The organism is Gilliamella sp. ESL0232 (genome assembly GCF_013346885.1).
Classification (GTDB): domain Bacteria; phylum Pseudomonadota; class Gammaproteobacteria; order Enterobacterales; family Orbaceae; genus Gilliamella; species Gilliamella bombi.
Window position 1 is genome coordinate 19,427 of the sequence record NZ_JAAEDW010000008.1, and the last position, 15,383, is coordinate 34,809.

At 36.4% G+C, this 15,383-nt stretch carries 11 protein-coding genes and 1 pseudogene; 3 read left to right on the forward strand and 9 right to left on the reverse strand.

Annotated elements, in window-relative coordinates; translation table 11 throughout:
• Nucleotides 1-9: 9 nt before the first annotated feature.
• The 4 genes and pseudogenes from GYW75_RS09150 to GYW75_RS09165 form a co-directional block, all read right to left on the reverse strand.
• Nucleotides 10-2,001, reverse strand: a complete 1,992-nt coding sequence (locus tag GYW75_RS09150; protein WP_174799187.1) for a type VI secretion system Vgr family protein — start codon at nucleotides 1,999-2,001, stop codon at nucleotides 10-12.
• Nucleotides 2,002-2,521: 520 nt separating this feature from the next.
• On the reverse strand, nucleotides 2,522-2,692 hold the full coding sequence (locus tag GYW75_RS09155) for a hypothetical protein (protein WP_174799189.1): 171 nt from the start codon (nucleotides 2,690-2,692) through the stop codon (nucleotides 2,522-2,524).
• Nucleotides 2,693-2,821: 129 nt separating this feature from the next.
• Nucleotides 2,822-3,736 (reverse strand): annotated as a pseudogene (locus GYW75_RS09160) (IS3 family transposase); the annotation flags it as partial.
• A gap of 129 nt (nucleotides 3,737-3,865) precedes the next feature.
• Entirely contained in the window at nucleotides 3,866-4,084 is a 219-nt protein-coding gene (locus tag GYW75_RS09165) for a hypothetical protein (protein ID WP_238786455.1), read from the reverse strand.
• A 196-nt stretch (nucleotides 4,085-4,280) separates the two neighbouring features.
• Between GYW75_RS09165 and GYW75_RS09170 the strand changes: the two genes are divergently transcribed.
• Entirely contained in the window at nucleotides 4,281-4,532 is a 252-nt protein-coding gene (locus GYW75_RS09170) for a YfhL family 4Fe-4S dicluster ferredoxin (protein ID WP_034911286.1), read from the forward strand.
• Between the two features lies 1 nt (nucleotide 4,533).
• On the opposite strand, the gene ispH is transcribed toward GYW75_RS09170, so the two are convergent.
• The 5 genes from ispH to folE all read right to left on the reverse strand — a co-directional run bounded on the left by ispH (nucleotide 4,534) and on the right by folE (nucleotide 10,681).
• Nucleotides 4,534-5,481 carry a 4-hydroxy-3-methylbut-2-enyl diphosphate reductase gene (gene ispH, locus GYW75_RS09175; RefSeq protein ID WP_174799193.1) on the reverse strand — a complete coding sequence of 316 codons (948 nt, stop codon included), beginning with the start codon at nucleotides 5,479-5,481 and terminating at the stop codon, nucleotides 4,534-4,536.
• Between the two features lies 1 nt (nucleotide 5,482).
• On the reverse strand, nucleotides 5,483-5,968 hold the full coding sequence (gene lspA / locus GYW75_RS09180; RefSeq protein WP_202983962.1) for a signal peptidase II: 486 nt from the start codon (nucleotides 5,966-5,968) through the stop codon (nucleotides 5,483-5,485).
• Nucleotides 5,969-6,058: 90 nt separating this feature from the next.
• Nucleotides 6,059-8,866: an isoleucine--tRNA ligase gene (gene ileS, locus GYW75_RS09185; protein ID WP_174799195.1), complete on the reverse strand. Its 2,808-nt coding sequence runs from the start codon at nucleotides 8,864-8,866 to the stop codon at nucleotides 6,059-6,061.
• Entirely contained in the window at nucleotides 8,853-9,842 is a 990-nt protein-coding gene (gene ribF / locus GYW75_RS09190; protein WP_174799196.1) for a bifunctional riboflavin kinase/FAD synthetase, read from the reverse strand. Before ribF ends, ileS begins: the two co-directional genes overlap by 14 nt.
• 179 nt (nucleotides 9,843-10,021) lie before the next feature.
• Nucleotides 10,022-10,681, reverse strand: a complete 660-nt coding sequence (gene folE / locus GYW75_RS09195; protein WP_174799198.1) for a GTP cyclohydrolase I FolE — start codon at nucleotides 10,679-10,681, stop codon at nucleotides 10,022-10,024.
• 202 nt (nucleotides 10,682-10,883) lie between these two features.
• On the opposite strand from folE, the gene polA reads away from it, so the two are divergent.
• Nucleotides 10,884-13,655 carry a DNA polymerase I gene (gene polA, locus GYW75_RS09200; RefSeq protein ID WP_174799200.1) on the forward strand — a complete coding sequence of 924 codons (2,772 nt, stop codon included), beginning with the start codon at nucleotides 10,884-10,886 and terminating at the stop codon, nucleotides 13,653-13,655.
• Nucleotides 13,656-13,937: 282 nt separating this feature from the next.
• Nucleotides 13,938-15,368, forward strand: coding sequence for a glutamate--tRNA ligase (gene gltX / locus GYW75_RS09205; RefSeq protein WP_174799202.1), 1,431 nt, complete (start codon nucleotides 13,938-13,940; stop codon nucleotides 15,366-15,368).
• The last annotated feature ends 15 nt before the right edge of the window (nucleotides 15,369-15,383 follow it).

Sequence of the window (15,383 nt, forward strand, 5' to 3'; positions counted from 1 at the left end):
TTTAGGCGATTAAATCGCACATCCTCCTTCTTGTTTACATTTTTCACACTCCTCACAAAACGGGGTATTGCTCAGAAGTACTAATCGTTGATTGCGAGAGAGGGGTAAAAGTTGTGTGATTTCTGTAAATAAACCACTAGGCAATTTTCCTCGCCAACCCGTACCTTTACCTGCTGACCCAGAACCGACATTAAACACAGAACTAGTGTGAATACCTGTGCTATCAATTTTAATAAAGTTGTTTGCTGCCTGTAAGGTTATTTCTGCTCCTGCATCAATCACGATTTTCATACCGGATTGAAGGTGTATTTCACTTTTTCCTTGAGCGAATATTCCTTGATCAGCATTAATATGTAAGTCTGAGGTCGTTGAGAGTGATATGTCATTTTTTGCATGTACTCTGTATTCATTATCAATTTTTAAATGGCTATCATTTTTTATATGGTGTTTACTATCATGCTCAACATTGACAGTGTGATCGTTCAATACATGTATATCCATATCTTTTTGTGCATGTAGATGTAAAAGTTCATTGCCTGTCGCATCGTCAAAACGTAGTTCATTGTGCCCCTGACCTTTGTGAGTTTGGGTTCGAAATACCGTTTGTGTTTTCTTTTCGGGTAATTGCACCGGCAAGGCCATGATGTCATTGTAAGTACAGCCAGTAATAATCGGCCTGTCAATGTCACCATTTATATAACTGACTATCACCTCTTGACCAATACGCGGTATAGCATAAAATTCATAACCTCGACCACTCCAGCCTTGCATAACCCGCACCCAACACGATGCCTTTTCGTCCGCCTCGTCATATAAGTTCCAGTGAAAGTGTACTTTCACCTGTCCCTGCTTGTTGGTAAAGATTTCTTCACCCGCTGGTCCCACCACCTCGGCCACTTCTGGACCATCAGCAATTGGTTTAGGTATAAACGTTGGGCGCCAGTTTTTATAATACCAGATAAAACGAAAGTGATTGGTTAAGCTCGCCGCTGTGTCGCTAAAGTCTTCCTGTCCTGACTGGGGTAAAACGCCATGATGAACCGCCCAGGTCACCTGCCATTTTTCGTTAAGAGCGGCAAAAGGATGACCGCAAAGCCGAAAATAATAACCTGGGCGTAAAGCAAAACAGTTACTTTCGCCCTCACCATATTCACTTTCTCTTTGTAAAACGTCTAGTCGATAACGAGTCATCTGTTCAGCCGAATCATAATCAGGAAAACGGGCAAAACTATCATAAATGGTGTAGAGAGAAGTATTCACCCCTAGTAAGGTCTCTCCCCTAACCTCGTGTTGATAAGGAAAACGAGGATGTAAATACGTCCGGTCTTTGCCCATCGCCTTTTGGGGTGTCATTCGGGCAGACAAATTCATCTGATAAGCAAAGTCACCCTCTGTGCTACTTTGCGGATGGTCATTATATTCTAGCGTATCACCGCCTAACAATGAAAGAAAACTATCAGTATACAAGCACTGCGCTTCGCCTTTGTTGACTTCAAACCAGAAAGTAATCCCTTCTTCTGCCGCTAAGCGACAAAAAAATGCATAGTCCGTTTCTCGTTTCTGGGTGATAAATTCACGCTGAGTATGTTTATCGCGACAATCACAACAAAAACGAATTTGATGCTCTTGCAATAAAATATCGAGAACTTCTGGAATGCTTTTAAAATGGAAGATACGACTTTGTTGACGTTGGGTTAGTAACCATAGCGAGGGGCGAACAATCAGGGTATAATAGGTCTGCCGAAAACCACTTTTACCACGTTTGGCTTCGGTAATAATCCCTATCACCTCTCGCTGGGGTACGCCATTCTGACTCACCGTTAAATATGCTTTACACAAAATCAGCGATTTAATATCAATATCGGCTTCGGGACTTGTCAGGGTTAGGGTTAAGGTAAATAGCTCTGACAGGTGCTCGTCTAACGTAAACTCCGTGACCGCAAAAGTATCAGGAGCACAACCATCAACCTGACAATCAAAATACAATCCTTTTAATTTCATTATAATAGCTCTTCTTTGTACAATATGTGATACCTAAACAAAAAAATCATTATCCCCTTCTATTTAGTATTTGAGAAAGTTGCTACCAACATGGACAACAATTAGTTTATTAATTAGCCGAAGTGAGCAATGACCTGCGTCACAATTAATTTACGAAGGAGATTATTTATATTCAGCCAAATATTTTCTATCATTATAGTTTACTGATTAATTTAGATAATCTAATTAGGTTATCTAAATTAAGTTATTTTTTTTATGAAGCAACATTTTTTAACTAAATTTTTTCATTTTAGCCGTTATTATTAGGTGGGAAGGTTAACTAATTTGCATTAATTTATATCACTTTTTTTAGCTTCAATCAGTAAAATTAAACTCAATATTATCAAATATTCATTGAGCAATTTCTGTAACATCTTGTTCAGGAATATTACTATTTTTTCACCTAAAAAAACTGTTGTAGTAAATCCATTTTAGACTTCCATCTGATTTAAAAATTTTATGCTTAGCTGAAAAAGTGTTTCTAATGTTTTTGATCCTTCAATATAAGTAAAATGGGGGGGGGCTGGTCGATATCACTCTCAATAATAACTGATTCTTTATCATAAAGTTGAATAGTGTTAACTAATTTGAACTGATTTTCTTTTCCTTTTTGAGATGTTTGTTCAATAACCCGTCTATTGTTTTCAGCCATTAACTAAGTCCATTTACTGGCGATTGACCAAAAAACACAAAGCACTACTGGTCGTAATAACGGAAAAAGTGCTGACTGCATCCTCTTTTTCAACATAAAGTAATTTTCGAAGTGATTCTCGCCAGAATATTAGACAGTGCCCGCCTCTATCATTTTTTCGTTTTGGTAATATTGTTGTTCATATTGTTCAGGTGATACCCAGCCATTGGCTGAATGACGGCGTATCCGATTATAATAGATTTCAATATATTCAAATAGTGCTTTATTAGCCTGCTTCCTCGTTTTATAGTAACAGTCATGAATAATATGGGTTTTGAGTGTATGGAAAAAACTTTCAACAATCGCATTATCAAAGCAGTTTCCTCTTCGACTCATGCTTTGCCTTAGCCCATATTGTAACAATAATTGCTTGAAATCAGCACTGCAATATTGGCTTCCTTGGTCACTATGAATGAGTACATTTTTAGGAAAGTAACGCCGAAATAAGACTTGTTTTAATGTATTACACACTAAATGGCGGTCTATGTAGCGTCTGGTTTGCCTTGCAATCACTTTTCGTCCATATAAATCGATAATCACCGACAAATATAACCAACCTTCCCCTGTTTTAATATAAGTAATATCGGTTACCCATGTTTTATTAGGCTTATCAGGGTTAAATTGCCTATCTAACGTGTTGGGCGCAATATTGCGATGAGCCATATCTGTTTTATACTTGAATTTACGTGCTGCTTTACTATGCAATCTTAAACTAAGTAATCCCCATTGTTGCAAAACACGGCAAGCTGTCCTTTCTGAAACTTGATAGCCCGCTTTTCTTGCATCATGAAGCAGGCTTGGCGCACCCAAACGAGCTTTATGTTGCCAATACTGTTTTTGGATATACTCGCTGAGTTTGGTTGATTTGTTTGCTCTTTTTAACCAAGCATAATAACCCGATGAACTGACACCAAGTAATCGGCATATCCTAGTAACCGGATAGCTGGTTAAATGATTTTTCATATAAGTGTACTTCACCGACTTGGATTGTTGATGATATGCACATGCGCCTTTTTTAGTATATCATTGGCCATTTTCAGTTCTTTAATCTCTTTTTCTAACGCCATAATCCGCTGTTGCTCAGCGGTTAACTCTCGACGGCTAGTTTTATTCGGGGAAAGTTGCCTAATCCATTTATCTAGGCAAGCTCATTTTTTGCCTCCCTGTTGTCAAACTGGTTTTAATAAGCTGTCTTATGTAATCAGCCATACTGATTTTATGATAAAAGCAATATTGGTCGAGTTGTTCTCGCAGTGCCATCAGTAAATCAATAGTGGTTCGCTTCATGCCGCAGGCAGGGGTATTGATTTTCTTCATTAGTGTAATATCCTTATCTTTTGCTATATATAGCATCAACTTAAAAAAAGCGACCCGCATAAGCTGCTGTAGTACTCACTTTTAAGTATAGCTAAATGAAATAGCATGATTTTCTAAAATTTTTTGCAAAGATTGAACTACTCAATAAGCGATAACGCGATCTTTATTCGGATTTATTGGTGATTACGCTATAATGGTACTAATTTTTTTAATTAGTAAAGTTAGAAGAGCAATGGCGTTAAAAATAACCAATAAGTGTATTAATTGTGACATGTGTGAGCCTGAGTGCCCAAATGAGGCAATCTCAATGGGGTTTGATACTTATGAAATTGATCCCAATAAATGTACGGAATGTGTCGGTTATTATGATCATTCGACTTGTCAGCGAGTTTGCCCTATTCAAAATGCCATCATTGCAGATCCTGAACATATTGAAACAAAAGAAGAGTTATTAGTAAAATTTGAGGGACTTAAGTCTTCTTAAATCAGGTTGATTTAATGTTAATTCGAAGTTCTTTTGGAATTTCAAAAGTGATATTTTCTAAAATGCCATCTGTTTCAATAAGCGATGTGCAACCTAAGCTTTTTAAATGATCAATCACCTGTTGTACTAAAATCTCAGGCGCAGAAGCACCTGCTGTTACGCCGATTGTATGTGCGTTTATTAACCACTCTTTTTGGATGTCAGATGCAAAATCAATTAAATAAGCTTGTTTGCTGTTTCGCCTTGCTAGCTCGGCTAGGCGATTTGAATTAGACGAATTTTTAGAACCTACGACTAAAACAATGTCTGCGCGTGATGATAATTGTTTCACTGCTTGCTGGCGATTGGTTGTGGCATAGCAGATATCATTTTTGCGTGGGCTGCGAATATTAGGAAAACGTTTTTTTAAAGCATCTATAATTTGAGCCGTATCATCAACGGATAACGTTGTTTGAGTGGTAAAGCAAAGATTATTTTCGTTTTTTACCTGTAGCTTTTTTACATCATCAATTGATTCGATTAAATAAATGCCACCTTCGGGATTGTTATATTGTCCCATTGTACCATCTACTTCAATATGCCCAGCATGGCCGATTAAAATAACCTCTTCACCACGATAACTCGATCTAGCCACTTCCATATGTACTTTGGTTACAAGTGGGCAAGTGGCATCAAAAACACGGAGTTTATGTTGTTTGGCTTCCTCACGGATAGCTTTAGACACCCCATGCGCTGAAAAGATAAGAATTGAGTTATCTGGTACTTCGCTAATATCTTCAATGAAAATTGCCCCTAATTCTTTTAGGCGATTAACGACATAGCGATTGTGTACTACTTCGTGACGGACATAAACTGGTGCGCCAAACAATTCTAGTGCACGTTCAACAATTGTGATAGCACGATCAACACCAGCGCAAAAACCGCGAGGATTGGCCAAAATAATTTGCATACTATACAGTCTTCTTTGGTTTTTTATAATTACTGAAAATAAATAGTCCAATACCAACGCAGATTGCACAGTCAGCAATATTAAAAGTTGGATAGTGCCAGTCACCAAAATTGACATCTAAAAAGTCAATCACAAATCCATGATAAAGACGATCAAATAAATTACCTAATGCACCGCCTAAAATCATTGATAACGACAAGTTCTCTAATTTTTGTTGGCGAGTGTTGCGGTATAACATACGTACTATCACGGCACTGATAATTAAAGCGATAGCAGCAAGCATCATACGTTGCCCTTCAAAAATGCTAAAGGCAGCGCCAATATTGCGTACATAAGTGATAGAGAAGAATGGCAAAAGATTCACTGATTCAAATAGCGAGAAATTATTTATAATCCAAAATTTACTTGCGATATCAATGATAAAAACAATGATTGCAAATAATAACCAGTAAAGTCCATTATCTTTTTTCATATAGTTTGTGCTCATTATTATGTTTCCGCCGACAATCGTCGGCGGAAAAGGTACTAGATTGCTTAAGGGATTGGCATAGCTCCATTTAATTTACTAAATAGGTTGCTATGCGAAATGCCTTACCTCGCCTTTGCCGTGAATGTTTTCTTCACAACGCTTACATAAATGTGATGTTGGCTCATTATCGATGGTATAGTGCCAGCAACGAGGGCATTTATCACCTTGTGCTTTAGCAAGTTCAATTTTTAGTCCTTGAATATCGCTTTGCACTGCATTTTCTGGTGCTTCTTGTAATGGTTTTACGCTAGCTTGTGATGTTAGTAATACAAAGCGTAATTCGTTTTCTAATTTAGCTAATGTTGCTGCAATATCTTTATCAGCATAAAGCGTAACAGCAGCTTCAAGTGCACCACCAATCACTTTATCATTACGACCTTGTTCAAGCACTTTATTCACTTCGCTACGAATGGCTAAAATCTGAGCCCAATATTCGCTATTTAATGCTTCGCTTTCTGGCAATGTAAATAGTGCTGTATACCACTCATCTTCAAAAACAAATTCTTGTTTATCAGCCATTGGCAGATATTGCCAAATTTCATCAGCAGTGAATGATAAAATAGGTGCAATCCAACGAACCATTGCTTGCGCAATATGATATAAAGCAGTTTGGCAACTGTGACGGGCAATACTATCACTTTTTGCTGTGTATTGGCGATCTTTAATAATATCTAAATAGAATGATCCCATTTCGATTGAGCAAAATTGCATAATACGTTGTACAACTTTATGGAAATCGTAATTTTCATAAGCCTGAATAATTTGTTCTTGTGCTTCTTTTGCCATACTAACTGCCCAGCGATCAAGAATAACCATATCTTCTTGTTTTACCATATCTTTAGCTGGATCAAATCCATTTAAATTTGCCAGTAAAAAACGTGCGGTATTACGAATACGGCGATAACTATCGGCAGCTCGTTTGATAATTTCTTCCGAATAACTCATTTCGCCTGAATAATCGGTCGATGCAATCCATAGGCGTAAAATATCAGCCCCAAGTTTGTTCATCACTTCTTGTGGTGTCACAATATTACCTAGTGACTTAGACATTTTACGGCCTTGACCGTCAACCACAAAACCATGTGTTAATACTTGTTTATAAGGGGCTTTATTATCAATTGCTGTTGATAACATTAATGAAGACATAAACCAACCACGATGTTGATCTGAACCTTCTAAATAAAGTTCTGCATCATGTCCTTCAAATTCAGGGCGTGCACGCACAACAGAAGAAAATGTTGATCCTGAGTCAAACCAAACATCTAACGTATCAGGTACTTTACGATAATCATCAGCATCAGGACCTAAAAGATCTTTAATATCAGCATCCCACCAAGCTTGAATGCCATCTTTTTCAACTAACTGTGCAACTTTTTCAACTAATGCTAGTGTATCTGGATGAAGTTCTTCGGTCTCTTTGTGAACAAACAACGTCATAGGTACACCCCATGTGCGTTGGCGAGAAATACACCAATCAGGGCGATTAGTAACCATGGTTTCAATGCGTGCTTGTCCCCAATCAGGGATCCAACGAACTTGTTTAATTTCTTTTAATGATTGCGTTCGCAGACCTTGTTTATCCATGCTAATAAACCATTGTGGTGTAGCACGATAAATAACCGGTGTTTTATGACGCCAACAACATGGATAGCTATGTTCAATATTTTCAAAGTGTAATAGTGCGTTATGTTCTTTTAACATTTCAACGACAACTTTATTCGCTTTGAACACAAATAACCCATCGAGACCAGCGCCCGTTCCAGGCAAGTAACAACCATTACCACCAACTGGATTTGCCACTTCAAGACCATATTTTTGACCGACCATAAAGTCTTCTGTACCATGTCCTGGTGCGGTATGCACAGCTCCTGTACCTGCATCAATTGTAACGTGTTCGCCAAGTACAACTGGTTCATCAAAATCAAGGAATGGGTGTTTAAAACGTAACAACTCAAGAGCATTACCTTGGCAGCTACCTAATACTTTCCATTGGTCGATATTGGCACGTTGCATCACAGACTCAACTAAATCAGTTGCTAAAATTAAGCTCTCTTTATCATTAATTTGAACAAGTTGATATTCAAAATCAGCATTTAAAGCTATCCCTCGGCTAGCTGGTAATGTCCAAGGCGTGGTTGTCCAGATAACAGCATAAATGGTTAAATCAGTATTGATACCAAATTTATTTGCTACGGCTTGATTATCAACAGCTTTAAATTTCACATCAATTGCTGGCGATGATTTATCATAATATTCAACTTCTGCTTCGGCTAAAGATGACATACAATCGGTACACCAATAAACAGGTTTAGCGCCTTTAACTAAATGACCGTTTTTTATCACTCTACCTAACGCACGGATAATATTCGCTTCGGTATTGTAGTCCATTGTACGGTAAGGGTTTTGCCAATCACCTAGTACGCCCATACGGATAAAATCAGCTTTTTGTAGTTCAACTTGTGAAGCGGCATAATCGCGGCAAATTTGACGAAACTCAGCAGGTGTTACTTTTACACCTGGTTTTCCTACTTGCTCTTCAACTTTTTGTTCAATCGGTAAGCCATGACAATCCCATCCTGGAATATAAGGGGAATTATAACCGCTTAACCCTTTTGATTTGATAATAATATCTTTAAGGATTTTATTAACGGCGTGACCAATATGTAGTTTTCCGTTTGCATAAGGAGGGCCATCATGCAGAATAAAGTTTTTTTTACCTTTTTTGGCCGAGCGAATTTTGCGATAAAGTTCTTTATCGTACCAATTTTGTAACATTGCTGGTTCGCGTTTAGCAAGATCTCCTCGCATTGGGAATCCAGTTTCCGGTAGATTCAATGTATTTTTATAGTCTGTCATGCTGATTTATTCCAGTTAAATGTGTTGATACTACTTTATTATTGGTTAATTTTGCACTGATCTTTTTCGCAGTGCAAATATCTTGTGTAATTTGTTGTTTTAATTCTGCTAATGAGTCAAATTTTTTCTCATCGCGTATTTTTTTGATGAACGTTATGTCTAAATATTGTCCATATATATTACCCGAAAAGTCAAAAAGGTTTACCTCAAGTATTGCGGTTTTTCCATTAATAGTTGGTCTTATCCCAATATTGGCAATACCGTTATAATGCTGATTATTGCAGATATTTTTGACTTTAACAAAATAGACTCCTTGTAGTGCAGGCTTTTTTCGATGTAAGTGAATATTTGCTGTTGGAAATCCCAATTCCCTTGCTAAAGCATTGCCATGAACTACGCGACCTTGAATTGTATAATCACGACCTAATAGACAATGAGCCAATTCAAAATCACTATTCAAAAGTGCTTGGCGAATAGCAGTACTACTTATACGAAAATTATTCCAAACAAATGTTGGTATGCTTTCTACTACAAAATCATGATTTCGCGAATATTGTTGTAGAAGGTTGATATCCCCTTTACGTTCAAATCCGAACCGAAAATCATCACCAATTGTAATGTATTTAGCTTGTAGCTTATTGATCAACCAATCTTGAATAAAATGATCGGCAGACATATTGGCAAAAGTTTGGGTAAATGGAATAGCAATAATATAGTCGATACCTAATTTTTCAATAAAAATAACTTTTTCATGAAATGAAGTTAAACGTGACGGCGCATTATCTTGGGCAAAAAACTCTAGTGGTTGCGGCTCAAATAACATCACAACAGTGGGAAGATTGAGTTTTTTACCTTGTTTAATAATATGGTTAATTAATTGTTGATGTCCTAAATGCACGCCATCAAAATTTCCCAAGGTTAGAACACATTGAGAAAACTGATTTTTTAGATTAGTTATACCACGGATAATCTTCATGAAAACAATGTTATTTATATTAAGTAACCAAGAATTATACCAATCTTTCTTGAAGATGCACGCAATATAAAGTTAGATTTTGTCGCTTTTCTTCAAGCATTTTCACTGTTTGAGATAAAATGCTAAGTGACTCGGTCATACTTTAAACTGTTGTGATTCAAACATACCCATTTATAAAATTAATAATGGTTTAGTGCTCGCAAAAATTCTTGCCTTGTGCTTGGGTTTGTTTTAAACCCGCCTCCGAGGGCAGTTGTTGTTGTAATACTATTGGAGTCTTTAATGCCTCGGGATTTAACGCAATAATGGGTTGCATCAATAGAAACCGCTACATTAACCGTACCTAGTAGTGTTTGTAGTGCCACTAAAATTTGTTGTGTTAATCTTTCTTGTACTTGAGGGCGTTGGGAAAAAAAAGTTACAATTCGATTAATTTTCGATAAACCAATGACTTTATCTTTGGGAATATAAGAAACCGTTGCTTTACCGTCTATTGTGACAAAATGGTGTTCACAGACACTAGTTAGTGTAATATCGCGAACCGTTATCATTTCATCAACTTGCATTTTATTTTCGATTAACGTAATTTTTGGAAAATTTTCGTAATAAAGACCAGAAAAAATCTCATCAACATACATTTTCGACACACGGTGAGGAGTTTGTGCAAGGCTATCATCAGATAGATCAAGTTCCATTAGCTTCATAATTTCACGAAAATGCGACTCGATTTTTGCTTTACGCTCATTATTATCTATAACTAGACGGCATAATGGTGTTTCAAGATTTTTAGCTGCAAGGGCTTCTTTGACTTTTTGCGCGGCAGGGCTTAATTGTGTCATTTATTACATACTCAAGCGAAAATGAATGCGTTATTATATAACACTCATTGCGCAATATACAGTTGTTTACACATGATTTTATACTGAAACATAGTGTTACCTGAAACTTTTTTACATTATATTGTTGACTTGGTAAGAATATTATTACCAATTAGGTGTTATACTATCAGCCATTAAATTAAATAATGTTTAGGTAACCATAATGCCAAATAATACACCGATTATTTTAATTGATGGATCATCTTATCTTTATCGTGCTTTTTTTGCTTGTCCACCATTAACCAATGCTAAAGGTGAGCCTACAGGCGCTATTTTTGGTGTGGTTAATATGGTTCGTAGTTTAATTAATCAGTACAATCCTACACATATTGCCGTGGTTTTTGATGCAAAAGGAGGATCATTTCGCAATGAGCTTTATAATGAATATAAAGCCACGCGAGATGAAATGCCTGAAAATCTTCGTCCGCAAATCGAACCTATTCATACTATTTTGAAAGCCATGGGATTACCATTACTTTGTATTGAAGGTGTTGAAGCAGATGATGTAATTGGTACATTAGCAAGACAGGCTGAGAGGGAGAATCTAGAAGTATTAATCAGTACTGGTGATAAAGATATGGCACAGCTAGTGAGCGATAGAATTACATTGATTAATACGATGAATAATACCCAATTAGATTCACAAGGGGTAATAAAGAAATTTGGTGTTCCGCCAGAAAAAATTATTGATTATTTAGCTTTAAGAGGCGATTCGTCTGATAATATTCCTGGCGTACCAGGTATAGGTGAAAAGACAGCACAAAGTTTGTTATCTGAATTTGATGGTGTAGAAGATATTTATAATCGGTTAGACGATATTGAAAAATTGAAGATCCGAGGCGCTAAATCTTTAAAACAGAAATTGATTGATAATCAAAATGATGCCGATCTTTCTTATTTACTTGCAACAATCAAAACTGATGTTAAGTTAGATTTTTCCAATGAACAATTATTGGTAGGTGATATTGATGTTAAGGCTCTAGTTGAATTATTTAATTATTATGGTTTTCATCGTTGGCAAAAAGAATTAATGGCTGGTACTTTTTTAAATCAGCAGAAAAATCAAGTTATAGAAGGTGATGATAATTACTTCATTCAAGAAGAACAAACAACAACACAAAAAAGAGAGACTGATTACCAGTGTATATTAACTGAAAAGCAATTAGATGAATGGATCACAAAATTAACAAATAGCGGACTATTTGCTTTTGATACTGAAACAGATAATGTTGATCACGTGCATGCTAAATTAGTTGGTATATCATTAAGTGTTGAACCTCATCAAGCGGCTTATATACCACTTTCTCATCAGTATTTAGGTGTTCCTAAACAATTACCACTAGATGATGTATTAGCTAAATTAAAACCAATATTTGAAAATCCAGAAATCAAAAAAATTGCCCAAAATGCAAAATTTGATTACAGCGTGCTAGCAAATTATGGCATAACCATACAAGGGATTGCGTTTGATACTATGATTGAATCTTATGTATTAAATAGTACTGACCGTCATGATATGGATAGTTTGGCCAATCGTTATTTGGATCATAAAACCATTACTTATGATGAATTAACTAAATTTGATAAAATTCAGGTTACTATTGATAATATTGATGTGGAAAAAACCACACAATATGCTGCTGAAGATGCTGATGTTACCTTACAATTGCATAATAAATTATGGCCAGATCTTGAAAAAGATGAAAAATTAAAAGCTCTATTCACAGATATTGAAATGCCTCTCACCACTTTGATAGCAGAAATGGAACGAACAGGCGTTTTGATTGATGTCAAGTTATTAAATAAACATTCTAGTGAATTGAGAAAGAAATTAAACGAAATTCAAGAAACGTTACAATTGTTGGCAGGTGAAAAATTTAATCCAGCATCACCTAAACAGATTCAAGCTCTTTTATTTGATAAACATCAATTACCAGTTCTCAAAAAGACACCAAAGGGCGAACCATCAACCAGTGAAGATGTTTTGAGTGAGCTAGCTAATCAATACGAATTGCCACGCATGATCTTGCTTTATCGTAGTTTAGCTAAGTTAAAAAATACCTATACCGATAAATTGCCATTGATGGTTAGTCCTATCGATCATCGTATTCATACCAATTATAATCAAATTGGTACTGTAACTGGGCGATTGTCGTCAAATGAGCCAAATTTACAACATATCCCAGTGCGAAATGAAGAAGGGCGACGAATTCGCCAAGCTTTTATTGCACCAAAGGGATATAAAATTATTTCGGCAGATTACTCGCAAATTGAATTACGGATCATGGCGCATCTATCACAAGATAAAAGTTTACTTTATGCTTTTTCTCATGATAAAGACATTCACCGTGTTACGGCTAGTGAAATTTTGGGTAAAACTGAATCTGAAGTGACTTCTGAAGAGCGAAGACGTGCAAAAGCGGTTAACTTTGGATTAATTTATGGTATGAGCGCCTTTGGTTTATCTAAACAAATTAATATTGCGCGTAAAGAAGCTCAGTTTTATATCGATCGTTATTTTGAGCGCTATCCAGGTGTTCAAGCGTATATGGACCAAATTCGCCAACAAGCTGCTGAACAAGGTTATGTTGAAACCCTATCTGGTCGACGTTTATATCTTCCTAAAATAAAATCAGGAAGTGGTATTGAACGACGCGGTGCTGAGCGTGCTGCTATTAATGCCCCAATGCAAGGTACAGCGGCTGATATTATTAAAACAGCAATGATTAAGGTAAGCGAATGGATAAAAAGCTTACCTGTAGGTAATGTTAGAATGGTTATGCAAGTACACGATGAGCTAGTATTTGAAGTAAAAGAAGAATTAGTTGAGCAATATAAAGCTCAGATAAAATCGATCATGGAAAATTGTTACCAACTATCTATACCATTAAAAGTGGATGTAGGTTTCGGTAATAATTGGGATGAAGCACATTAATCATACTAAATTCGTACTAAATAATATCAGCCTTATCTGTCTAGTTAAGGCTGATATTATACTTAAACGTATACTTTCCTGAAACTTTTTAACAAGCTAAATTAACCTGTTAACTATAATGGAACTATTGCCGAAACCTTTCGGCGTGTTAGAATAAGCAACTAAATTGAATCGATACAAACATATTATTCTGCTTGTTGATATATAGCAGAATTAAAGGAAATGGTGCTGGTATTCGTTTTGTTGTTAAAGCTCTATTTTCGTTATTATTAGGATTATTTCATGAAAATCAAAACCCGTTTTGCACCTAGCCCAACAGGCTATTTACATGTAGGTGGTGCACGTACAGCACTTTATTCTTGGCTTTATACTCGCCATGCAAAAGGTGCATTTGTATTACGCATTGAAGATACCGATCTTGAGCGCTCAACGCCTGAAGCGATTGAAGCAATAATGGAAGGTATGAATTGGTTAAAATTATCATGGGACGAAGGTCCTTATTATCAAACTAAACGCTTTGATCGTTATAATCAAGTCATCGATGAAATGTTAGCCAAAGGCACAGCTTATCGTTGCTACTGTTCTAAAGAACGTCTTGAAAAATTGCGTGAAGAACAGATGGCAAAAGGTGAAAAAGCGCGTTACGATGGGCATTGCCGTTGTGCTTCAGTACAACAAGAGCATACTCATGATGAGCCACATGTTGTTCGTTTTGCTAACCCTACTGATGGCACCGTTATTTTTAATGATTTAATCCGTGGTCCAATTGAGATTGCTAATAAAGAGCTTGATGATCTTATTATTCGCCGCACTGATGGTTCACCAACTTATAATTTCTGTGTCGTTGTTGATGATTGGGATATGGAAATTACCCATGTTATTCGTGGTGAAGATCACATCAACAATACACCACGCCAGATCAATATTCTAGAAGCATTAGGAGCGCCAATTCCTAAATATGGTCATGTATCAATGATTTTAGGGGATGATGGACAAAAATTATCTAAACGTCACGGAGCGGTTAGTGTCATGCAATATCGTGATGATGGTTATTTGCCCGAAGCATTACTTAACTATTTAGTGCGTCTTGGTTGGTCACACGGTGATCAAGAGATATTTTCTGTTCCGGAAATGATTAGTTATTTTTCATTAGATGCGGTTAGTAAATCAGCCAGTGCCTTTAATACTGAAAAATTACTTTGGTTAAATCACCATTATATCAACCATCTTGATGCGGATTATGTTGCTCAACATTTAATTTGGCATATGAACCAACAAGGATATGATTTATCACAAGGTCCTGATCTTATCACTATTATTAAGTTATTTGGTGAACGTTGTAAAACGCTTAAAGAGATGGCTGAATCATGTGCTTATTGCTATCGAGATTTTGAAGATTATGATGCCGATGCAGCTAAAAAACATTTGCGCCCAGTCGCCAAACAGCCATTAGAAACAATTAAAGCAAAAATTGAAGCTATTGCTGACTTTGATTGGCAAATTGATAAAATTCATCATGCGATTGAAGCAACTGCAACCGAGCTTAATGTTGGTATGGGTAAAGTTGGCATGCCATTACGCGTTGCTGTAACAGGTATCGGGCAATCGCCATCGGTTGATGCAACTGTTTTTGCGGTAGGCAAAAAACGAGCGCTTGCTAGAATTGATAAGGCTTTGGCATATATTAATCAACGTGAGCAATCTCAAAATTAATATATTTACTGCAGG

What these genes read in the sequence shown, in the direction of transcription:
- GYW75_RS09150 (WP_174799187.1), bottom strand. Translation starts at nt 2,001, where the DNA reads ATGAAATTAAAAGGATTGTATTTTGATTGTCAGGTTGATGGTTGTGCT.
- GYW75_RS09155 (WP_174799189.1), bottom strand. Translation starts at nt 2,692, where the DNA reads ATGGCTGAAAACAATAGACGGGTTATTGAACAAACATCTCAAAAAGGA.
- GYW75_RS09165 (WP_238786455.1), bottom strand. Translation starts at nt 4,084, where the DNA reads ATGCTATATATAGCAAAAGATAAGGATATTACACTAATGAAGAAAATC.
- GYW75_RS09170 (WP_034911286.1), top strand. Translation starts at nt 4,281, where the DNA reads ATGGCGTTAAAAATAACCAATAAGTGTATTAATTGTGACATGTGTGAG.
- ispH (WP_174799193.1), bottom strand. Translation starts at nt 5,481, where the DNA reads ATGCAAATTATTTTGGCCAATCCTCGCGGTTTTTGCGCTGGTGTTGAT.
- lspA (WP_202983962.1), bottom strand. Translation starts at nt 5,968, where the DNA reads ATGAGCACAAACTATATGAAAAAAGATAATGGACTTTACTGGTTATTA.
- ileS (WP_174799195.1), bottom strand. Translation starts at nt 8,866, where the DNA reads ATGACAGACTATAAAAATACATTGAATCTACCGGAAACTGGATTCCCA.
- ribF (WP_174799196.1), bottom strand. Translation starts at nt 9,842, where the DNA reads ATGAAGATTATCCGTGGTATAACTAATCTAAAAAATCAGTTTTCTCAA.
- folE (WP_174799198.1), bottom strand. Translation starts at nt 10,681, where the DNA reads ATGACACAATTAAGCCCTGCCGCGCAAAAAGTCAAAGAAGCCCTTGCA.
- polA (WP_174799200.1), top strand. Translation starts at nt 10,884, where the DNA reads ATGCCAAATAATACACCGATTATTTTAATTGATGGATCATCTTATCTT.
- gltX (WP_174799202.1), top strand. Translation starts at nt 13,938, where the DNA reads ATGAAAATCAAAACCCGTTTTGCACCTAGCCCAACAGGCTATTTACAT.